General features: G+C 74.9%; 19 protein-coding genes. 14 read left to right on the top strand and 5 right to left on the bottom strand.

Annotated elements, in window-relative coordinates:
* The first annotated feature begins 36 nt into the window (after nt 1-36).
* The 6 genes from D7294_RS04285 (at nt 37) to D7294_RS04260 (ending at nt 4,923) form a co-directional block, all read left to right on the top strand.
* Nucleotides 37-1,095, top strand: coding sequence for a DUF4328 domain-containing protein (locus tag D7294_RS04285; protein WP_120675651.1), 1,059 nt, complete (start codon nt 37-39; stop codon nt 1,093-1,095).
* Between the two features lie 194 nt (nt 1,096-1,289).
* Nucleotides 1,290-1,907 carry a DUF4178 domain-containing protein gene (locus D7294_RS04280; RefSeq protein ID WP_120675649.1) on the top strand — a complete coding sequence of 206 codons (618 nt, stop codon included), beginning with the start codon at nt 1,290-1,292 and terminating at the stop codon, nt 1,905-1,907.
* Entirely contained in the window at nt 1,904-2,401 is a 498-nt protein-coding gene (locus tag D7294_RS04275) for a DUF2617 family protein (protein WP_120675647.1), read from the top strand. The genes D7294_RS04280 and D7294_RS04275 overlap by 4 nt, the downstream gene beginning before the upstream one ends.
* A complete protein-coding gene (locus D7294_RS04270; protein ID WP_158674562.1) occupies nt 2,398-2,868 on the top strand; it encodes a DUF4247 domain-containing protein in 471 nt (156 codons plus the stop codon). The genes D7294_RS04275 and D7294_RS04270 overlap by 4 nt, the downstream gene beginning before the upstream one ends.
* A gap of 64 nt (nt 2,869-2,932) precedes the next feature.
* A complete protein-coding gene (locus D7294_RS04265) occupies nt 2,933-3,382 on the top strand; it encodes a DUF350 domain-containing protein (protein ID WP_241562091.1) in 450 nt (149 codons plus the stop codon).
* Nucleotides 3,379-4,923, top strand: coding sequence for a polyamine aminopropyltransferase (locus D7294_RS04260; protein WP_120675643.1), 1,545 nt, complete (start codon nt 3,379-3,381; stop codon nt 4,921-4,923). The genes D7294_RS04265 and D7294_RS04260 overlap by 4 nt, the downstream gene beginning before the upstream one ends.
* Nucleotides 4,924-5,157: 234 nt before the next feature.
* On the opposite strand, the gene D7294_RS04255 is transcribed toward D7294_RS04260, so the two are convergent.
* Nucleotides 5,158-6,390, bottom strand: a complete 1,233-nt coding sequence (locus D7294_RS04255) for an ROK family protein (RefSeq protein ID WP_120675641.1) — start codon at nt 6,388-6,390, stop codon at nt 5,158-5,160.
* A 137-nt stretch (nt 6,391-6,527) separates the two neighbouring features.
* Here D7294_RS04255 and D7294_RS04250 point away from each other — a divergent pair, with 137 nt between their 5' ends.
* Nucleotides 6,528-7,940: an MGH1-like glycoside hydrolase domain-containing protein gene (locus D7294_RS04250; protein WP_120675639.1), complete on the top strand. Its 1,413-nt coding sequence runs from the start codon at nt 6,528-6,530 to the stop codon at nt 7,938-7,940.
* Nucleotides 7,941-8,192: 252 nt separating this feature from the next.
* Entirely contained in the window at nt 8,193-10,178 is a 1,986-nt protein-coding gene (locus D7294_RS04245; protein WP_120675637.1) for an amylo-alpha-1,6-glucosidase, read from the top strand.
* A 127-nt stretch (nt 10,179-10,305) separates the two neighbouring features.
* On the opposite strand, the gene dusB is transcribed toward D7294_RS04245, so the two are convergent.
* Together dusB and D7294_RS04235 are read right to left on the bottom strand one after the other, a co-directional pair.
* Complete coding sequence (gene dusB, locus D7294_RS04240) at nt 10,306-11,451, bottom strand: tRNA dihydrouridine synthase DusB (RefSeq protein WP_422070652.1); 1,146 nt, start codon at nt 11,449-11,451, stop codon at nt 10,306-10,308.
* 46 nt (nt 11,452-11,497) lie between these two features.
* Nucleotides 11,498-12,340, bottom strand: coding sequence for a helix-turn-helix transcriptional regulator (locus tag D7294_RS04235; RefSeq protein ID WP_241562090.1), 843 nt, complete (start codon nt 12,338-12,340; stop codon nt 11,498-11,500).
* 277 nt (nt 12,341-12,617) lie between these two features.
* Between D7294_RS04235 and D7294_RS04230 the strand changes: the two genes are divergently transcribed.
* Entirely contained in the window at nt 12,618-14,102 is a 1,485-nt protein-coding gene (locus tag D7294_RS04230) for an MFS transporter (RefSeq protein WP_120675631.1), read from the top strand.
* Between the two features lie 78 nt (nt 14,103-14,180).
* On the opposite strand, the gene D7294_RS04225 is transcribed toward D7294_RS04230, so the two are convergent.
* Nucleotides 14,181-15,563: a glycine--tRNA ligase gene (locus tag D7294_RS04225; RefSeq protein WP_120675628.1), complete on the bottom strand. Its 1,383-nt coding sequence runs from the start codon at nt 15,561-15,563 to the stop codon at nt 14,181-14,183.
* A gap of 293 nt (nt 15,564-15,856) precedes the next feature.
* On the opposite strand from D7294_RS04225, the gene D7294_RS04220 reads away from it, so the two are divergent.
* From D7294_RS04220 to D7294_RS04205, 4 genes are all read left to right on the top strand, one after another.
* Entirely contained in the window at nt 15,857-16,876 is a 1,020-nt protein-coding gene (locus D7294_RS04220; protein ID WP_174248263.1) for a metal ABC transporter substrate-binding protein, read from the top strand.
* An 81-nt stretch (nt 16,877-16,957) separates the two neighbouring features.
* On the top strand, nt 16,958-17,761 hold the full coding sequence (locus D7294_RS04215) for a metal ABC transporter ATP-binding protein (RefSeq protein ID WP_241562089.1): 804 nt from the start codon (nt 16,958-16,960) through the stop codon (nt 17,759-17,761).
* A complete protein-coding gene (locus D7294_RS04210; RefSeq protein ID WP_120675622.1) occupies nt 17,761-18,654 on the top strand; it encodes a metal ABC transporter permease in 894 nt (297 codons plus the stop codon). The genes D7294_RS04215 and D7294_RS04210 overlap by 1 nt, the downstream gene beginning before the upstream one ends.
* A 68-nt stretch (nt 18,655-18,722) precedes the next feature.
* Nucleotides 18,723-19,139, top strand: coding sequence for a Fur family transcriptional regulator (locus D7294_RS04205; RefSeq protein WP_120675620.1), 417 nt, complete (start codon nt 18,723-18,725; stop codon nt 19,137-19,139).
* Nucleotides 19,140-19,266: 127 nt separating this feature from the next.
* Here the strand turns inward: D7294_RS04205 and D7294_RS04200 are convergent, their stop codons facing one another.
* Nucleotides 19,267-20,301 carry an NADP-dependent oxidoreductase gene (locus tag D7294_RS04200; RefSeq protein WP_241562088.1) on the bottom strand — a complete coding sequence of 345 codons (1,035 nt, stop codon included), beginning with the start codon at nt 20,299-20,301 and terminating at the stop codon, nt 19,267-19,269.
* A 173-nt stretch (nt 20,302-20,474) separates the two neighbouring features.
* On the opposite strand from D7294_RS04200, the gene D7294_RS04195 reads away from it, so the two are divergent.
* Nucleotides 20,475-21,134, top strand: a complete 660-nt coding sequence (locus D7294_RS04195) for a TetR/AcrR family transcriptional regulator (RefSeq protein ID WP_120676191.1) — start codon at nt 20,475-20,477, stop codon at nt 21,132-21,134.
* The last annotated feature ends 96 nt before the right edge of the window (nt 21,135-21,230 follow it).

Raw genomic sequence — 21,230 nt, 5'->3', positions numbered from 1 at the left:
AGGCGGCCGTGGGGGGCCGCGGGCCGAGGGGGAACGATGAACGCGTCGCCGTGCCGGCAGTGCCGGCAAAGACCCGCCGCGCTTCCCGACGGCAGGTGCCTGCCCTGTGCCCAGGCGCAGGCCCAGGCCCAGACCCAGCCGGGGCTGCCCCATGTCGCCCCGCCCGCGCCCGGCCCGGCGCCCGCCGCCCCGGCACCCCCCGCGGCCGCCGCGCCGCCGCCGTTCCCCGGCCAGGGGGCTCCGCCCCACCCGGGCCCCTACCCCGGCCCGGCCTACCCCGGCCCCTACCCCGGCCCGCCCGCCCCGCCGGCGTTCTTCTCCAGCCCCCAGGCCCTGTCCACGGCCCTGGTCGTGCTGTGCGCGGTGAACATGGCCGTGCTGCTGCTGTCCTTCGCGGCGACCGTCGGCGAGCTGGACGTGGTCCACGACCTCCAGGCCGGCGGCTGGAACGTCACCTACGAGGAGGCCGAGGACGCCGACGACCGGTTCCTCGGCGCCTACCTGCTGCGCCTGCTGGTGCTGATCGCCACCGGGGTCGTCTTCCTCGTCTGGTTCCACAGGACCCGGGTCAACGCGGAGGTCTTCGCCCCGGCGGGCCACCGGATGAGCCGCGGCTGGTCGATCGGCGGCTGGTTCACGCCCGTCGTCAACCTCTGGTTCCCCAAGCGGATCGCCAACGACATCTGGCGGGCCAGCACCCCCTGGGGCCGGCACCCCGGTCTCGGCCTGGTGACCGGCTGGTGGGTGCTGTGGCTGTGCTTCTCGCTGACCCAGGGCGCGGGCCTGAGCGGCACGGACGAACTGTCCACCGAGGTGGACGGCTACGACGATCTCGACCGCCTGGAAGTCGCCCTGTCCATCGAGCTGGTCAGCGCGCTGCTCGGCGTCGTGGCCGCCCTCCTGGCCCTGCTGTACGTCCGCGCGCTCACCGCCCGCCAGCTGACGAAGTACCACCAGGGCCCCGTGCCGCCGCCCGCGGCCTGGCCGCCCAACCCGGCGCCCGCGGGCCCCTACTACCCCGGCGGCCGACCCGGCGCGTTCCCCGGCCCCTTCCCCGGACCCCAGCCCCCGACGGGCCCGCCACCAGGGCCCTGACGAGGCCCGCGGGCGATACGGCGCCGGGACCGGCGGCGGGACCGCGACCGCAACGGCGCCGGCCAGGGCCCCGCCCGGGTCCGGCCGCCCCCGCGCGACCGGCCGCGTCCGGAAGGTGGAGGCGGGCCCCGGCGCATCGCGAGCATGACATACACTGCGCCGGCAAGAGCACGTGAAACCGGGGGAATTCAGCCATGATCATCGCCTTGGTCCTCGTCGGCCTCGTGGCGCTGGCCGTCGTTCTCGTCCTGCTGCTGCGCCGGCTGCGGCGCCCGGCCCCGGCCGCCCCGCGCACCCCGCGCGATCCCTTCGACCCGGGCCAGGACACCGCCGGGGACCCGCGGCTGCTGAAGGCGGGCGACATGGTGGAGTACCTGGGCGAGCGGCTGTTCGTGCGCGGCTCGCTGCGGCTGACCGAGGGCGGCTTCTCCTGGTCCGAGCACTTCGTGGACGCCATGGACGGCACCGAGTCCGGCCGCAGGTGGCTCTCGGTCGAGGAGGACCCCGACCTGGAGGTCTTCCTGTGGAGCGAGTACCGCGGCGAGGAGCTGCTGCCGAACCAGCGCTCCCTCACCGTGGAGGGCGTCACCTACCACCGCACCGAGCACGGCACCGCCGCCTACCGTTCCGAGGGCACCACGGGGCTCGGCGCCGAAGGCCGCGTCGAGTACGCCGACTTCGAGGGCCCCGGCGGGCGCGCCCTGTCCTTCGAGCGCTTCCTCGGCGGGCAGGGCCGCGGCACCTGGGAGGTCTCGCTCGGCGAGCGGGTGCCCACCGGCACGCTGACGATCTACCCGGGCGGGGACGCGTGAGCGGCATACGCCTGGCCGTCCCCTACCTGGACACCTGCGCCGAGCAGCTCTCGTTCGCGCTCGGCCTGCCGGAGAAGGAGGCCCTCGCCGTCGCGGAGGCCGAAGTCGACGGCGTCCGGGTGGAGTTGCGGCTGCTGGGCGCCTCGCACCAGGTCTTCGCCGGGCCGGTGCGGGAGACGCTCGCCTGCCTGCCCGGCGGGGGCAGCGGGCCGCCCCGCGCCGTCACCCGGGAGATCGCCGGCTGGCGGTACCGCTTCACCTCCCGCGTGCGCCGCTGCGCCGCCGGGGAACTGACCGGCCTCACCGGCGCGTTGCGGCGCGACCTGGCGGGCCGATCCGGCGCGCTGTGCGGGGTCTTCCCCGGCTCGCCCGACGCCCTCACCGCCCTGCTCGCCTGGCGCCCGGCGGCCGGGGGCATCGCCTGGAGCACCTGGCACGCGTACCCGCAGGCCGGTCAACTCGTCACCACCCGCACCCGGCTGGAGGCACCGTGAGCACCACCGACCCGACCCAGCGGCGCCCCCAGCGGCGCCCCCTGCGGCGCCCTCGAAGGGGCGCGCGCGGCGCGCTGCCCGCCGCCGTGCTCGCCTCCGTGCTGCTGCTCTCCGGCTGCGGCGGCGACGGCCACCAGGCGCCCCGCGGCTGGATCGGCGAGCACTACCGGTACCAGTCGCACGACGTCTATCTCGACCCGGCGGACCCGCCGGTCACGGTCGCCGACGAGATAGAGGGCAACACCCCGGCCAAGGACCGCATCGTCGACGGGGACCTGGTCCTGCTGCGGTACGACGACGACATCGTGGCGGTGCAGGCCGACGGGACCCGCGGCAGCCGGATCGACATCGACGACTACAACTCGGGGATGACGCGCTACAGCTCGCGCGTGGGCAACAGGTGGCCGCAGTCCCAGCACCGCAGCGGCGGCGACTTCCGCGGCGGCGGACCCGGCAGCGGCAAGTGAGAACGCCGCGGCACCGGGCCGGAGAAACCAGCGACCAGCGCGATCCCGAGGGGGAACCGACAGCATGAACAGCAAGGTGGGCGACATCTTCGAGTCCGCGGGGCAGGCCCTGCTCTACGGCCTGGTGGGCTTCGCCGTCATGGCGGTGGCCTTCGTGGCCCTGGACCTGGTGACCCCGGGCAACCTGGCGCGGGTGGTGTGGCGCGAGCGCAACAAGGGCGCGGCCGTGCTGCTCGGCGGGCAGATGCTCGGCGTGGGCGTGGTGGTCCAGGCGGCGATCGGGGCCAGCGAGTCGGAGGAGGGCCTGGGCTACGGCCTGCTGAGCACCGGGCTCTACGGCCTGGCCGGGGTGGTCGTGATGACCGGGGTCTTCGCCGTGGTCGCCGCCATCACCCCGGGGAAGATGGGCGCCATGGTCCTGGAGGACCGCGACGGCAAGCCGCACCCGGCCGCCTGGGTGCAGGGCGCCACGTACGTCGGCACGGCGCTGATGGTCGGCGCCGCCCTCTCGTGACCGGCCGTCCCCGCCTCGCCAGGTTCCTGCTGCTGCTCACCGTCTTCCTCTGCGCCGCCTGCGGCCTGGCCTACGAGCTGGCCCTGGTGGCGCTGGGCAGCTATCTGATCGGCGACACCGTCTTCCAGACCTCGGTCGTGCTGTCCGTCATGGTCTTCGCGATGGGCGTGGGCTCGCTGGCGGCCAAGCCGCTGCAGCGGCGCGCGGTCGGCGCCTTCGCGGTGATCGAGGGCCTGCTCGCGCTGATCGGCGGCTTCTCGGTGCTGCTGCTGTACGTGGTGTTCGCCTGGGTGGGGGTCTACACCCCGGCGATGACGGTGGTGGCCTTCGTGGTCGGGCTGCTGATCGGGGCCGAGATCCCGCTGCTGATGACGATGCTCCAGCGGATCAGGCGCCAGGAGGTGGGCGGCGCCGTCGCCGACATGTTCGCCGTGGACTACCTGGGGGCGCTGGTCGGCGGGCTCTGCTTCCCGCTGGTGCTGCTGCCGACGTTCGGGCAGCTCAAGGGCGTGCTGGTGGTCGGCGTGGTGAACGCGGTGGCCGGGGTGGCCGCCGTGCTGTGGATCTTCCGGCGGCAGACCAGGCGCTTCGTGCAGGCCGGGCTGCTGGCCGGGATGGCGGCGGTGCTCACCCTGCTGAGCGGCGCCTACGTGCTGGCCGACGACATCGAGGTGACCGCGCGGCAGCGCCTGTACCGCGACCCCATCGTGCACGCCGAGCGCACCCCCTACCAGGAGATCGTGCTGACCCGCTCCCTGGGCTTCGGCTCCGGCTCCGACCTGCGGCTCTTCCTCAACGGCGACCTGCAGTTCTCCTCGGTCGACGAGTACCGCTACCACGAGGCGCTGGTCCACCCGGCGCTGGCGGGCCCGCGCGGGCGGGTGCTGATCCTGGGCGGGGGCGACGGCCTGGCCCTGCGCGAGGTGCTGCGCTACCCGGACGTGACCCAGGTCACGCTCGTCGAGCTCGATCAGGCGATGACCGAACTGGCCGCCGACTACGGCCCGTTGACCGAGCTGAACGACGACTCCCTGCGGGACCCCCGGGTGACCGTGCGCAACGTGGACGCCTTCACCTGGCTCCGGGACGCGCGGGACCTCTACGACGCGGTCCTCGTCGACTTCCCCGATCCGGACAGCACGGCGACGGCGAAGCTGTACTCGGTCGAGTTCTACACGATGCTCGAAAACGTCCTGGCCCCGGGCGCCCGGGTGGTGGTGCAGGCCGGCTCCCCCTACTTCGCGCCGCGCACCTACTGGTCGATCGACGCGAGCATGCGCGAGGCGGGCTTCGCCACCACTCCCTACCAGGTGGACGTGCCGAGCTTCGGCGACTGGGGGTTCCTGCTCGCCGACCTCGGCGAACAGGCCCCGGCGCTGCGGCTGGCGCCGGACGCTCCCCCGCTGCGTTTCCTCGACGACGCGGTGCTCCAGGCGGCGACCGTCTTCCCGGTGGACCGGCGCGGCCTCGACGTCCGCCCGAGCACGCTGATGGACCCGGCGGTGCTGGAGTACTCGCAGCGGGAGTGGCAGTACGACTGAGGCCCCGCGGCGCGGGCTGCGGCGTGGGGGGCGCGCGGTGTGGTGGGCGCGCGGGGTGCGGGAGAGGGCCGGCCGGCCGTGTGGGGTGCGGGGGCGGCGCCTCCGCACAGGCCCCGCCCCGCGTTCCCCCGGCCACCGGTGTTTTCCCTGGGTGAGGGTTCAGCAGGGAAATCGGGAAGCCCGGCGGCCCGATGAGGGGAGACTACCCCGCTCAGCGCTCATCTGAGCATTCGTTTATTCATTCGTGGCGGGTATCACGTCCGGCCTCCGCTCCCCCGCCATCGCGGCCAGCCGCAGATCCGCCTGGTCGGGCGCGTACAGGGACTCCACGACCATCGCCGCCGCCCCGGTCAGCCCCGCGTGGTCGCCCAGCCGGGAGGTGACCACCTGCAGGTAGGCCGTGGCCCGCGGCATCGCCCGCTGGTACAGCACCTCCCGCACCCCGGTGAGGAAGGGCGGCCCCGCCAGGTCGCCCGCGATCATCAGCACCCCCGGGTTGAGCAGCGTGACCACCGTGGCCAGCACGCCGCCGACCAGCCGGCCCGCCTCCCTGGCCAGCCGCACCGCGTCCGGCTGGCCCACGGACAGCTGGTCGCGCACCCCCGATCCCGAGGCGGTCGGGATGCCCGCCGCCGTCAGCTGCTCGGCCAGGGCCCGGCCGCTGGCCACGGCGGCCAGGCAGCCGTAGGACCCGCAGCGGCACAGCGCGTGCGGGTGCTCGCTCAGCCTGATGTGCCCTATGTCACCGGCGCCCCCGTCGAAGCCCCGGTACATCTCCCCGTCCACCACCACCCCGGCCCCGATGCCGGTGGACACCTTGATCAGCAGGAAGGCCGAGCAGTCCCGGTAGGCGTGGCGCTGCTCGGCGTACGCCATGAGGTTCGCGTCGTTCTCCACCAGCACCGGCACCGGGCCGCGGCCCCCCACCGAGGCGGCGAGGGCGCGCTGCATCTCCTCGCGCACCGGGTAGCCGTCCCAGCCCGGCATCATCGGCGGCTGCACCACCCGCGCCGCGGCCGCGTCCACCGGACCCGGCACGGAGAGGCCGACCCCGCAGACCGCGTCCGGGCTCGCGCCCGCCTTCTCCAGCAACTCGGCGAACCAGCGGGTGAGCCGGTCGATCGCCGCCCGCGGCCCCTGGTTGATCAGCAGCGCGCCGCTGTGCTCGGCGAGCAGGGTGCCGTCGAGCGCGAGCACGGCGGCCCGCGCGTGCCTGGTCTCCAGATCCGCGCACAGCACCACCGCGTGCGAGGCGTCGAACTCCAGCCTGACCGCGGGCCGCCCGCCGGTCGGCGCCTCCGGCGGCGGCCCGGCCACCTCCCGGATCCAGCCGGCCCGAAAGAGCTGGTCGAGCCGGCTTCCGACGGTGGAACGGGAGAGCCCGGTGACGCGCTGGAGCTCGCCGCGCGTGGCGGCCTGTCCGCTGCGGATCAGCCCCAGCAGGTGACCCGCGCTCGCCTGGTTCATGACCGACTGCCTTCCCCGGGCCGTATACCTCCCCCTCGACCTTGTGAAGTAGATCTTACAGCGGTACTTTTGCTTGTTAAGTAGACGTAACCCAACGGAACCTTCGACAAAACAAGCGGCCTCGCCGGAAGACATCAATGCGCCACTCGCCCAGCGGAGCTCACGTGGAAAGCGCTGTTCAGCCCCGAAGTCTCCCCTCCCTCGCGTACGACGGCGCCTGCCGTGTCCTCTCCGGCAACTGGACCGGTTCGTCGACAGTGCCCTCGCGCGCCCTCTACCCGCACCAGTGGAGCTGGGACTCGGGGTTCATCGCGATCGGCCTGCGGCACGTCTCGCCGGCCCGCGCCCAGCGGGAGCTGGAGACCCTCTTCGCCGCGCAGTGGGCCGACGGCCGCGTCCCGCACATCGTCTTCAACCCGGAGATCCCGCTGGGGGCGTACTTCCCCAGCCCCGACTTCTGGCGCTCCTCGGCCGCGGGCGACAAGGCGGGCGCCCCCGCCTCGGTGGAGACCTCGGGCGTGGTGCAGCCGCCCGTCCACGCGCTCGCCGCCTGGCTGGTGCACCAGGCCGACCCGGCCGCCTCGGCCAGGCGCGGCTTCCTGCGCCGCCTCTACCCGCGGCTGGTGGCCTGGCAGCGGTACCTCACCGGGCCGCGCGACCTGGGCGGGCACGGCCTGGCGGCCATCGTCCACCCCTGGGAGTCGGGCATGGACAACAGCCCCTGCTGGGACCCGCCGCTCGCCCGGATCTCCCCGGCCGCCTCCGGCTCCTTCCACCGGGCCGACCTCGACCACGGCTGCCGCGCCGACCGGCCCACCGACCTGGACTACGGCCGCTACGTGCGGCTCGCCGGGTCCTACCGGGACCGCGGGTACGAGGACCGGCCCGGCACCCACCCCTTCGCCGTGGAGGACCCGGCGTTCAACGCGCTGCTGATCGCCTCCGAGTACGCGCTGGCCGACATCGCCGCGGCCCTCGGCGACGAGGCCGCCGACCCGGCCGAGCACCTGGTCCGCGCCGAGTCGCTGACCTGGGCCCTGGTCTCCCGGCTGTGGAGCGAGGAGGAGGGCCTCTTCCTCTGCCGCGACGTGCTGGCGGACGAGCGGCTGCCGCAGCGCAGCGCCGCCGGGCTGCTCCCCCTGGTGCTGCCCGGGCTGCCCGAGGAGGTCGCCGCCGCCCTGCTGCGCACCGCCCGCGGGCCGCACTTCGGCCTCGGCGGCCCGGCCAGGCTGGTGCCGAGCTACGACCTCACCGGCAGCGGCTTCGACCCGGCCCGCTACTGGCGCGGCCCCGCCTGGTTCAACGTGAACTGGCTGCTCGAGCGCGGCATGCGCCTGCACGGGGCGGACCTGACGGCGGACGCGCTGCGGGCCGAGATGCTGCGGGCCGCGGTGGCCTCGGACTTCGCCGAGTACGTCGACCCCTTCAGCGGGAAGGCGCGCGGCACCCGGGACTTCAGCTGGACCGCGGCCCTCACCCTGGACCTGTCGCTGGCCAAGGACCGCGCCGGGCACGCCGGGTCGCCCACCGCGGGCGTCGCCTCCCGCTGACCCGGCCGCCCCGGCACCACCGCACGACCCGCACCACCGCACGACGACCCGTACGACGGCACGACCGGCACCACCCACGCACGACCCGTACCACGGCACGACCCGCACGACCCGCACGACGGCGCCACCGGCACGGCCCCCGCACCACGGCAGGCCGGGAGGCACCGCGCGGGAACGTCCGCACGGACACGACAGCACGCAACGAGCGCACGTGACGACCGCAAAACAGAAGAGAAAGAAAGGTGGGGGCCCGTGACCGCGACGCAGCAGTGTCTCCTGGTCAGGGACGGTACCTTCGCGGCGGTGGGGGCGTCGGGAGACGTCTCGGGGGACCTGTCCACAGAGCGCGGCCGGCCCGAGGGCCTGTTCGTGCGCGACGCCCGCCACCTCAGCCGCTGGCAGCTGACGGTCGACGGCGGCACGCCCACCGTGCTGGTGCCGGCCGCCCCGTCCGCCGGGGCGAGATCCACCGCGGGGGCGGTGCTCACGCCCCCAGCCGGCCGCGCCGACACGCCCGCCCTCACGGTCTTCAGGGAACAGACCGTGACGGCGGGCGCTCTCGTGGAACGGCTGCGGCTGAGCAGCAACCAGGGCGAGACCGCCAGCGCCCTCGTGGCGCTCACCGTGGACGCCGACTTCGCCGACCAGTTCGAGCTGCGCGGCGACCACCGCTGGTACGAGAAGCCGCAGGCGGTGCGCACCAGGACCGTGCTGCCCGACGGCGTGGAGTTCGGCTACCGCAGGCGGGACTGGTACGCCCGCACCGTGGTGCGCGCCGAGCCGGCCCCGGACGCGGTGGAGCACACGGGCAGCGGCGCCAGGCGGCTGTGCTGGCGCGTGAGGCTGCCCCCGCACGGCTCGGCGGAACTCGCCCTGCACGTGACGGCCTACCCGCACGGGGCGGCCACGGCCGAGGCACGCCCGGGCGCGGAGGAGACGCCTGAGCGCGCCGCGACCGCGCGCCGGGGCACGCCCGCGGCGGCGCCGGAGGTGGCGGGGAGCGACCCGGCGCAGCCGGAAGCGGCGGAGGGGGCCTGGCCCCGGCTGGCGCGGGCCCGCGCGCAGGGGCTCGCGGACCTGGCCCTGCTGCAGGTGGCGGCCGCCGGGCCCGAGGGCGAGGAGCTGCGGGTGCCGGCCGCCGGGGTGCCGTGGTTCCTGACGCTGCTGGGCAGGCACGCCCTGATCACCTCCCGGTTCGCGCTGCCCGTGCGGCCCGGGCTCGCCTCCGCCACCCTGCTCGCCCTGGCCGCCACCCAGGCCACGGCCGTGGACGAGTCGCGGATAGCGCAGCCGGGGAAGATCGTGCACGAGGTGCGGCACGGGGAGCTGGCGTACTTCGGGCAGGTGCCCTACGACCGCTACTTCGGGGCGGTCGACAGCACGCCGCTGTTCCTTTCGCTCCTCGGCGCCTACGTGACGAGCACCGGCGACGAGAAGCTGGCCGCCCGGCTGGAGGGCCACGCCAGGGCGGCCGTGGAGTGGATGTTCCGCGACGGCGGCCTGGCCGGGCACGGCTACCTGCTCTACCACGCCGACCGGGGCGGCCTCGCCAACCAGAGCTGGAAGGACTCCCCCGGCGCGATCTGCTTCGCCGACGGGACCCCGGCCAAGGGCGTGATCAGGGCGGCGGCGGCCCAGGGCTACGCGTACGAGGCGCTGTGCCGCACCGCGCACCTGGCCCGCACCGTGTGGGACGACCCGGCGTACGCCGCCCGCCTGACGGAGGCGGCGGACGGGCTGCGGGAGCGGTTCCTTTCCGACTTCTGGCTGCCGGAGGAGGACTTCCCCGCCCTCGCGCTCGACGAGTCAGGAGCCCGGGTGGACGCGCTGGGCTCGGACGCGGGGCACCTGCTGTGGACGGGGATCCTGGACGCGGAACGGGCCCGGGCGGTGGGGCGCAGGCTGGTCGGGCCCGGCTTCTTCACCGGCTGGGGCATCCGCACCCTGGCCGCGGGCCAGGGCGCCTACCACCCGCTCTCCTACCACCGGGGCAGCGTGTGGCCGCACGACAGCGCGATCGCCGCGCTCGGCCTGGCGCGGTACGGCATGCGGGAGGAGGCGCGGACCGTGGCGCGGGGCCTGGTCGACCTGGCGGCGGCGAGCGACTACCGGATTCCCGAGGTGATCGCCGGCTACGGGCGCGCCGATCACCCCCGGCCGATCCCCTACCCCCACGCCTGCTCCCCGCAGGCCTGGTCCGCCGCCGCGCCCCTGGCCCTGGAGACGGCCCTCGGCTGAACGCCCTCCCGCTGCCGCCGGCTTCCCGGCCGCCTTCCGGCTCGCCACGAGCGGGAAGGCGGCCGGGCCGCGCGGGGCCGGCGGGCCAGGCGGGACAGGGGCCGGCCGGAGGGGCGGGCCGCAGGGCTCAGCCTCCGGAGATCGCGCACTCCTCCGCCGCGTCCAGGACGGCCTCGTCGTAGGGGTCGTCCAGCCAGCCGTCGGGCAGGGCCACCCGGTTCTTCCCCGAGGTCCGCCCCCGCGGCCCCTCCGCCCCCACGGGCCACTCCTGGCTCAGGTCCAGCTCCTCAAGCAGCGCGGCCAGCTCGGCCAGCGAGGAGGCCACCGCCAGCCGCCGCCGCAGCTCGGAGCCCACCGAGAAGCCCTTCGTGTACCAGGCCACGTGCTTGCGGAAGTCGATCACGCCGCGGGACTCGTCCTCCAGCCACTCCCCCAGCAGCCGGGCGTGCCGCAGCATGACCTCGGCGACCTCCCGCAGCGTGGGCCGGGCGTACCCGCCGGGGCCCCGGCCGTCGAACGCCGCCACCAGATCGGCGAACAGCCACGGCCGCCCCAGGCAGCCGCGGCCCACCACCACGCCGTCGCAGCCGGTGGCGCGCATCATCCGCAGGGCGTCCCCGGCCGACCAGATGTCGCCGTTGCCCAGCACCGGGATCTCGGGAACCGCCTCCTTCAGCCTGGCGATCGCCTCCCAGTCGGCCTCCCCGCCGTAGTGCTGCGCCGCGGTGCGCCCGTGCAGGGCGATCGCCGTCACGCCCTCCTCGACGGCGATGCGGCCCGCGTCGAGGTAGGTGAGGTGGTCCTCGTCGATGCCCTTGCGCATCTTCACGGTCACCGGCAGGCCGCCCGCGCCCGCCACCGCGGCCCGCAGGATCGCCCGCAGCAGCGGGCGCTTGTACGGCAGGGCGGAACCGCCGCCGCGCCGGGTGACCTTGGGAACGGGGCAGCCGAAGTTGAGGTCGATGTGGTCCGCAAGGTCCTCGTCGGCGATCATGCGCACGGCCCGGCCCACGGTCTGCGGGTCCACCCCGTACAGCTGGATGGAACGCGGCTTCTCCGCGGCGGCGAACCGGATCAGGCGCATCGTCTTGGCGTTGCGCTCGACCAGCGCCCTCGTGGTGATCATCTCGCTGACGAACAACCCGCGCCCGCCCGCGAACTCCCGGCACAGCGTGCGGAAGGGCGCGTTGGTGATCCCGGCCATCGGGGCGAGCACCACCGGCGGGTCGACCGTGTGCGGTCCGTAGGAGAGCTGCTGCGTCATGCCTGCCATTGTCCCCCGCCCCGTACCGGGGGCGTTCCGCTCCCCGGCGGCCCCCTCAGGGCCGGTCGCTCACCAGCGCGTGCAGCTGCTGGAGACGCGCCCTTGACTCCTCGTCCGCCGGCACGTACGACAGCAGCCTGGCGCCGATCCGCGGGCCCAGCCACAGCTGCACCACGTCCAGGTGCAGCAGGCCGACGAGGGGGTTGCGGAAGCGCTTGGTCCGGCCGCCCTGGGGCCGGATCACCTCGTGCCGCTCCCACAGCCGGCGGAACTCGGCGGACTCCTGCAGCCGCTTCAGCTGGTGCTTCCACGCGGGTTCCGCGAGGTGCTCGGCCATGGAGGCGCGGAAGTTGGCGGTCATCACCCTGACCGTCTCCTCGCGGTCCACCAGGGCGCGCTGCCACTCGGGGTCGGTGAAGGCCAGCCACATGCAGTTGTGGCTCTCGGCGGGCAGCTCGTCCAGGTCGCGCAGCAGGCGGCCGTAGGTGCGGTTGTAGGCGAGGAGGTCGTACCTGCTGTTCTGGACGCAGGCGGGAAGCGGCTCCAGGTTCCTGAGCATCTCCCGCAGCGCGGGGTTCAGCAGGCAGCGCTCGGCGGCGGGCGAGGGATCGGCCGTGCCGGCGAGGGTGAACAGGTGCGCCCGCTCGTTCTGGTCGAGCAGCAGGGCGCGGGCGATGGCGTCGAGGACGCCCGCCGAGACCTGGATGTCCCTGGCCTGCTCCAGCCACGTGTACCAGGTGACGCCGACCGCGGCCAGGTGGGCGACCTCCTCGCGGCGCAGCCCGGGGGTGCGGCGGCGCCCCCCGCGCGCGAGGCCGACCTGCTCCGGCGCGAGCCGCTCCCTGCGGCTGCGCAGGAAGGCGCCCAGCTCGCGGCGCCGGACGCGCGCCCCGTCCACGGCCTCGCCCGCCCCCGCGACGGCCGGTGCGGCGGCGGGTTCACCGGCCGGTGCGGCGGCCGGTTCCGTGCCCCGTGTGGGGGCCGGTGCCGTTTTCCGTCCCGTGGCCGGTGCCGTTTCCTGCCCCGTGGCCGGTGCGGCGGCCGGTGCCGCGTGCAGGACGCCTTCCTCCGTGCCCGCCATCGAGACCTCCTCGCTCCAGACGATTATCGGGTAGTGGCTCTACCGGGATAAAGACACTCTGGTACCAGGCTACGGCCGGGCGCACCGTCGAGGCGTGACCGCATCCACCTCCCCTGCCGCCCCCGGGCGGGCCCCGTCCCCCACCGTCCCCACGCCCCACGCGGGCCCCGGCGGCGCGAGCGGCGGCGCGCCCCCGGCCGCGCTCGGCCCCGCCGGGCTGTTCACGGTGCTGCTCTGCGCGGTGCTGCCGCTCCTCGACTTCTTCATCGTCAACGTCGCCCTGCCGAGCATCGACCGGGACCTGGACGCCGGTCCCGCCCTGCTCGAACTGATCGTGGCCGGCTACGGCGTCGCCTACGCGGTGCTGCTCGTGCTCGGCGGGCGGCTCGGCGACCTGGCCGGCCGCCGGCGGCTGATGACGGCCGGCCTCGCGGCCTTCGGCCTGACCTCGCTCGCCTGCGGCCTCGCCCCCGGTGCCTGGTCCCTGGTCGCCGCGAGGATCGGGCAGGGCGCGTCGGCGGCCCTGCTGCTCCCCCAGTGCCTGGCCACCCTCCAGGCCACGACCCAGGGGGCGCGCCGGGCCAGGGCCATGAGCCTCTACGGCGCGGCGGCCGGCCTGTCCATGGTGGCCGGCCAGATCCTCGGCGGCCTGCTGGTGGCCGCCGACCTCGCGGGCTCGGGCTGGCGCGCGGTGTTTCTCCTCAACGTGCCCGTCGTCCTCGTGGCCCTGCCGCTGGTGGCCACCACGGTGCCCGGCACCAGGTCGGAGCGCCCGGCCTCGGTGGACGCCGCGGGCACGGTCCTGCTCGCCGCCTCGCTGAGCGCGCTGCTGCTGCCGCTGACCGAGGGCAGGGCCGTCGGCTGGCCGACCTGGACCTGGCTCTCACTGGCCGCGTTTCCGCTGCTCGGGGCGTGGTTCCTGGTCGTGGAACGGCGCCGCGGGCGCGGGGGCGAGGCGGTGCCGCTGGTGCCGCTCGGGCTGCTCCGGCTGCCCGGGATGGCGCGCGGCCTGCCCGCGCTCGCGCTGTGCGTCGGCGGGTTCGGCGGGTTCATGTTCGTGCTCGCCGTCACCTTCCAGGACGGCCTCCACTACGGCCCGGTGCGGGCGGGCCTCACCCTGACCCCCTACGCCGTGTGGTTCTTCGCCGCCTCCCTGGCCGGCCCGCGGCTCATCGCGCGCCACGGCACGCGGGTGGTGACCTGGGGCGCCGGGCTCCAGGCGCTGGGACTGGCGCTGCTGGCGCTGGCCGTGGCCCGCGGCTGGCCCGACCTCGGCTTCCTCGTGCTGTGCCCCGGGCTCTCCGTCGCCGGCTTCGGGCAGGGCCTGCAACTGCCGGCGCTGATGCGGTTCGTGCTGGCCGAGGTGCCCGCGGCCGAGGCCGGGGTGGGCGGCGGGGTGATGTCCACGACCCAGCAGTCCGCCGCCGCGCTGGGCGTGGCCCTGCAGGGGGCGCTCTTCCTGTCCGTGGCCTCCGCCTCCGGGATGGACGACGCCCTGGTCACGGCGCTGCTGACGCAGATCCTCGCCGTCCTGGCGACGGGCGCCCTCGGCCTGTTCCTGCCGCGTCCGAAGCCCTGACGGGCCCGGGCCCGGGGCCCGGACCCCGGGTGGCCCGGGCCCCGTGAGGGCCCGGGCCGGTGAGGCCGCCCGGCGGGCTCAGCAGCCGACGAGCCGCGCCGCGAGGTAGGACTCGACCTGGTCCAGGGACACCCGCTCCTGCCGCATGGTGTCCCGCTCCCGCACGGTCACCGCGTTGTCGTCCAGCGTGTCGAAGTCGACGGTCACGCAGAACGGCGTGCCGATCTCGTCCTGCCGCCGGTAGCGGCGCCCGATGGCGCCGGCGTCGTCGAACTCGATGTTCCAGTGCCTGCGCAGCGCCGTCGCCAGGTCCTTGGCCTTGGGCGAGAGCTGCGGGTTGCGCGAGAGCGGCAGCACGGCGACCTTGACCGGCGCCAGCCGCGGGTCGAGCGCGAGGACCACGCGCTTCTCCATCTTCCCCTTGGCGTTGGGGGCCTCGTCCTCACGGTAGGCGTCCAGCATGAACGCCAGCATCGTGCGCCCGACGCCCGCCGCGGGCTCGATGACGTACGGGGTCCAGCGCTCGCCCGCCTCCTGGTCGAAGTAGCTGAGGTCCTGGCCCGAGGCCTTGGAGTGCTGGGTGAGGTCGTAGTCGGTGCGGTTGGCGACGCCCTCCAGCTCGCCGAACTCCGAGCCCATGAAGTTGAACCGGTACTCGATGTCCACCGTGCGCTTGGAGTAGTGGGACAGCTTCTCCTTGGGGTGCTCGTACCAGCGCATGTTCTCCTCGGAGAGGCCGAGGTCGCGGTACCAGTTCCAGCGCTGCTCCATCCAGTAGCCGTGCCAGTGCTCGTCCTCGCCCGGCTTGACGAAGAACTCCATCTCCATCTGCTCGAACTCGCGGGTGCGGAAGATGAAGTTGCCCGGCGTGATCTCGTTGCGGAAGGACTTGCCCATCTGCGCGATGCCGAACGGCGGCTTGCGGCGCGAGGTCTGCTGGACGGCGGCGAAGTTGGTGAAGATGCCCTGGGCGGTCTCCGGGCGCAGGTAGGCGATGGAGCCGGAGTCCTGGGTGGGGCCGAGGTGCGTGGCGAGCAGTCCCGAGAACTGCTTCGGCTCCGTGAAGGCGCCCTTGTTCCCGCAGTTGGGGCAGTTGATGTCGGCCAGGCCGTGCGCGGGCGCGTGCCCGTGCTTCTCCTCGTACGCCTCCTCCAGGTGGTCGGCCCGGAACCGCTTGTGGCAGGAGGTGCACTCGGTGAGCGGGTCGGTGAACGTCGCCACGTGACCCGACGCCTCCCACACCTCGGTGGCCAGGATCACCGAGGAGTCGATGCCGACCACGTCGTCGCGGGCGGTGACGACCGAACGCCACCACTGCCGCTTCACGTTCTCCTTCAGTTCGACGCCCAGCGGTCCGTAGTCCCAGGCGGCGCGCTGCCCGCCGTAGATCTCGCTGCTGGGATAGACGAAGCCACGGCGCTTGCTGAGGCTGACGATGGTGTCGATCTTGTCGGCGGCCACGGTGCTCTCTTCGGACGAAGGACGACGTTGGAGTTGCCTCAGGTTACCGGCGCCCGAGGGGGCCGCAGCAAATCGGTAAGCGGGAATCCGCGGCGCGGCGGGACCCACGGGTCCCCTGGGGGGGCCGAGCCGGGAGAACCCGGGCACACGAGACGGGAGGCACGCCGGGCGGGACGCGGGGACGGGGGCGCGGGACGGGGGCGCGAGGGGACGCCGGGTTGGGGACCGGGCGCGGGGAGACGCCGGTCACATCCGCCGCCCGCATTTGACAATGGTTTCCAATTAACTTGAAAATGGCTGTCATGACCGCAAGACGACGCTCACGCTCTCGAATACGCGCCCGAATAACCGCCACCGCCCTCGCCGCCGGAGCGACGGCCCTCGGCCTGCTGAGCGTGTCGGCCTGCGGCCAGGACGACCGGGAGGAGTCCGCGGACGGACGGCTGCGGGTGATCGCCTCCTTCTACCCGATGGAGTTCCTCGCCGAGCGGATCGGCGGCGACCACGTCTCGGTCTCCACGCTGACCGAGCCCGGCACCGAGCCGCACGACCTCGACCTCAGCCCCCAGCAGACCGCCCGGCTCACCGAGGCCGACGTCATCGTCTACCTCCAGGGCCTCCAGCCCGCCGTCGACGAGGCCGTCGCCCAGTCCGGCGTGGACCACATCGCCGAGGCCACCTCCTTCACCACCCTGGAGACCCACGGCAACGAGGTGGACGGCACCCGCGGGGCGCACACCGACGGCGGCCACGCGCACGAGGACGGCGAGGAGGGAGGCGAGGGCGGCGAGGACCCGCACATCTGGCTCGACCCGGTCCGCTTCGGCGAGGTCGCCCAGGGCGTGGGCGAGGAACTGGCCGACGCCGACCCCGGCCACGCCGCCGACTACCAGCGCAACACCGAACGCCTGCTGTCCGAACTCGACGACCTGAACGGCGAGTTCACCCAGGGGCTGGCGGATGCGCCGGAGCGCACCTTCATCACCACGCACGCCGCCTTCGGCTACCTCGCCGAACGCTACGGGCTGCGCGAGGAGGCCATCACCGGCCTCGACCCCGAGTCGGAGCCGAGCGCGGCCAGGATGCGCGACCTCCAGGACATCGCGGAGGCCGAGGGCGTGCGGACCGTGTTCTTCGAGACGCTGGTCAGCGACGAGACCGCCCGCACCCTCGCCGGCGACCTGGGCCTGGAGACCGCGGTGCTCGACCCGCTGGAGGGAATCACCGACGAGTCCGCGGGTGCTGACTACTTCGAGGTGATGCGGGCCAACCTCGCCGCCTTGCGGCAGGCGCTCGGCGCAACGGCGTCCTGAGCACACCCGGCGGCGGCCCCCGGCCGCCGCCACGGCATGATCGAGTCCCGGCCTGGAGCGATCAGGAACGGAGAAGGCCAGATGGAGCCCGTCATAGCGCTGACCGAGGTGACCGCCGAACTGGGCGGCCGCCCGGTGCTGCGCGGCATCGACCTGACCGTGGCCCCAGGCGAGGCCGTCGCCCTGCTGGGCGCCAACGGCTCGGGCAAGTCGACGGCCGTGCGCACCGCCATCGGCCAGGTGCCGGCCACCGGCGGCGAACGCACCCTGTTCGGCACCCCCGTGCGGCGCTTCCGCGACTGGCGGCGCGTCGGCTACGTGCCGCAGCGCTCCACGGCCGCCGGCGGGGTGCCCGCCACGGTCCGCGAGGTGGTCTCGGCCGGGCGCCTGGCCCGCCGCGGGCTGCGCCCGCTCGGCCGGGCCGACCGGGCCGCCGTGGACCGGGCGCTCGGCCTGGTCGGCATGGCGGAACGGGCCGGCGACTCGGTCAACGCCCTCTCCGGCGGCCAGCACCAGCGGGTGCTGATCGCCCGCGCCCTCGCGACGGAGCCCGAGCTGCTGATCATGGACGAGCCGCTGGCCGGCGTGGACCTGGCCAGCCAGCGGGTCCTCGCCGGCACGCTGCGCGCGCTGCTGCGCGAGGGCACCGCCGTGCTCCTCGTCCTGCACGAACTCGGCCCGCTGGAACCGCTGATCGACCGCGCGGTGGTACTGGCCCACGGCAGGGTGGAGCGCACCATCGACCAGCCCGGCCGGGCGGCGAAGGGCGACGCGGGCGCGGCGGCCGAGGGCTGCCCGGCGGGGCTGCCCGAGAGCCACCCCTGCCATCCGGCCGACGAGTCGGAACCCTCGGCCGAGGCCGAGCTCCAGACGGGAATCCTGTGATGTTCGACTTCCTGGACCTCCTCGACTACCCGTTCATGCAGCGGGCGTTGCTCGCCGCGCTGCTCATCGGCCTGGCCGCCCCGGCCGTCGGCACCTACCTGGTGCAGCGCCGTCAGGCGCTGATGGGCGACGGCATCGGTCATGTGGCGCTGACCGGAGTGGCGCTGGGCTTCCTGATGAACACCAGCCCGGTGTGGACCGCGGTCGCCGTCTCGGCCCTGGGCGCGGTCGCGATGGAGCTGCTGCGCTCCTCGGGCCGGGCCCGCGGCGACATCGCCCTGGCGATGCTCTTCTACGGCGGCATGGCGGGCGGCGTGCTGATCATCAACGTCGCCCCCGGCGGCTCCACCGCCAACCTCACCTCCTACCTGTGGGGTTCGATCACGACTGTGTCTCCCGAGGACATCACGGCCATCGTGTGGCTCTCGGTCTTCGTGCTGCTGGTGTGCCTGGGCCTGCGCCGCCAGCTCTTCGCGGTCTGCCAGGACGAGGAGTTCGCCCGGGTGACCGGCCTGCCGGTGCGGGTGCTCAACCTGCTGCTGGCCGTCACGGCCGCCGCCACCGTCACCGTGGCGATGCGGGTCGTGGGGCTGCTGCTGGTCAGCGCCCTGATGGTGATCCCCGTGGTCACCGCGCAGCAGGTGACGCGCGGCTTCGCCGTGACCCTCGGGCTCGCGGCGGCCCTGGGCGTGCTGGTGTCCCTGTCGGGAACGATCACCTCCTACTACGCGGATGTCCCGCCCGGCGCCACCATCGTGCTGATCGCGCTCGGCCTGTTCGCCGTGGTCTCGTTGCTCGCGCTGCCGCTGGCGCGGGGGCGCGCCCGGCGGGCCCTGCCGCGGGAGGCCGGGGCCGCCGAGCCCGCCGAGCCGGCCCTCACGCCGGGCCCGTGAGGGCGGGGAAAGCGACTACCCTGGCGGGGGCAGGGACCGCGTTGCAGGACCGACGCAAGGAGGAGCTGATGACGACGGCAGGACCACCGGTGCGCGGCCGTTCGACGCGTCAGCGGGCGGCGGTCGCCGCGGCACTCGCCGAGGTCGACGAGTTCCGCAGCGCGCAGGAGCTGCACGACATGCTCAAGCACCGGGGCGACTCGGTCGGGCTGACGACGGTCTACCGCACCCTCCAGTCGCTCGCCGACGCCGGAGAGGTGGACGTGCTGCGCACCAGCGACGGCGAGGCCGTCTACCGGCGGTGCAGCACCGACGACCATCACCACCACCTCGTGTGCCGGGCCTGCGGCAAGGCGCTTGAGGTCGAGGGCCCCGCGGTGGAGAAGTGGGCCGATGCGGTGGCCCGGGAGCACGGCTTCGTCGACGTCGGGCACACCGTGGAGATCTTCGGCACCTGCGGCGACTGCGCCCGCCACCGGGACTGAGCCCTCCCCTGCTCCCGCGCGCCCCTTCCCTCGCACGCCCCCTGCCCGCTCCCCGCCCCACCCAGGGACCGGCACCCGCCGGGAACCCGCACCCCAGGGGACCGGCGCGCCGTCCGCCTCGTCGGCGTCACATGACGACCACCAGCTTCCCCCGCACATGGCGCCCGGCGAGGTCCGCGTACGCCCGGGGCGCCTCCGCCAGCCCGTACCGCCGCGAGATCGTGTCCGGCAGCACCCCCGTCCGCGCCTTCTCCGCGAGCTCGGCCAGCGCTCCCTCCCGGGCGGACATCAGCACCGTCCGCCCGGTGAGCCGCGGCCACGCCCTGGCGAACTCCCCGGGGTCCTGGCTGGGGAAGGCGGCGTTCAGCACCCGGCCACCGGGCCTGACCGCGCGGGCGGCGGCTGTCAGCGCGGGGCCGGGCAGGGCCAGATTCACCAGGGCATCCACGCCGCCGGCGACCCGGCGCAGCGCCTCCTCGGCCGGATCGACGGACCGATAGTCGAGCACCTCGGCGGCGCCGAGCCCCCGCACATACTCCGCGTCGGCGGGGATCGCGGTGCCGATCACCCGTGCCCCCGCCGCGGCGAGCAGCGGCACCAGGGCACCGCCCACGCCTCCGGCCGCTCCGAGCACGAGCACCGTCTCGCCCGGCGAGAAGCGGCCCTCCCGCAGCAGGGCCAGGGCGGTGAGCCCCGGGATCGGCAGGGTCGCGGCCCGCTCGGGCGAGAGCCCCTCAGGCACCGGCGCGAGGCCCGGGGTGCCGGACTCGAAGAGGGCGAACTCCGCCATCGCCCCGGTGGTGAAGGAGGGCGGGGAGGCGGCCTGCTCCGCCATCGCCCCGGCCGCCCGCGGCAGCCCGTGCCCGAACACCCGCGCGCCGACCGCGAATCGGCCGCCTCCCGGCCCCACGGCCACGACCTCGCCCGCGAAGTCGCTGCCGGGCACGTGCGGGAAGGCGAGCGGCACGGCCTCGCGGAAGGCCCCGCCGAGCAGCCGTAGATCCGCCGGGTTGAGCGCCGCCGCGGCCACCCGCACCAGCACCTGCCCCGGCCCCGGGACCGGCACCGGCAGCTCCGCCACCGCCAGCTCCCCGGGCGGGCCGTACCCGCCGGCGACCAGCGCCCGCATTGTCTCCCGCTCCGTCACCTGTCCCACGCTCATCGCGCCCCTCCCCATTCCCCGGCAGCCCGCCGGCACCGCCTCGACCGCAGGACCGGCCCCGCCGGCACCAGCGCCGTCGGCCACACCAATCCTGCACAACCGGACCACCCGGTCACCTTCCTCACCGTATCACAGGAACCTGACCGCCCGGTCCGCTTGCTAGGGTGAAGAGCATGACGAAGTTGCGAGCCGACGCCGCGCGCAACCGGCGCCTGCTGATCGACGCCGCCTCGGCGGAGTTCGCGGCGCACGGCCTGGAGGTCTCGGTCGCCCAGATCGCGCACCGGGCCGGCATAGGAAAGGGCACGGTGTTCCGGCACTTCCCGACCAAGGAACGCCTGATGGCGGCGATCTTCAGCGATCAGCTCGAGCAACTCGCCGACACGGGCACGGCCCTGCTCGAGGCCCCCGACCCCTGGCGCGCCCTGCGCGAGTTCATGACGGCGGGCGCCGAACTGCAGGCGGACGACCGCTCGTTCTGCCAGGCCGTGGCCTCCGCCTCGCGCGCCGACCCCGAGGTGCGCGCCGCCATGGCCCGGCTGATCGGGGCGGCCGAGGCGCTCGCGGCCAGGGCGCGGGCGGCCGGGGCGATCCGCGAGGACGTCTCGGGGCAGGACGTGGTGCTGCTGCTCGGCGGCGCCGTCCAGGCCGCCGCCCCGCTCGCCGGCGTCAGCCCCGGCCTGTGGCGCCGCTACCTCCACCTGGCCTTCGACGCCCTCACCCCCGCGGCCGCGCACCCGCTGCCGGTGCCCTCCCCCACCGCGGCGGACTTCACGGCCGCCGCGGAGGCCACCGGCGCGCCCTCCGGCGGCGGCGCCCCCCGTCCCGCCTGAGCCCCCATCCCGCCCAAGTCCTCCATCCCGCCTGCCCCCCCATCCCGCCGGCGCCCCCGGGAGGCGGGCGCCGCGGGCGCGAGTTCCGGGGCGCGG

This window comes from Streptomyces hoynatensis, assembly GCF_003626535.1.
Lineage (GTDB): Bacteria > Actinomycetota > Actinomycetes > Streptomycetales > Streptomycetaceae > Streptomyces > Streptomyces hoynatensis.
This window is presented reverse-complemented; position numbering and strand designations above follow the sequence as displayed.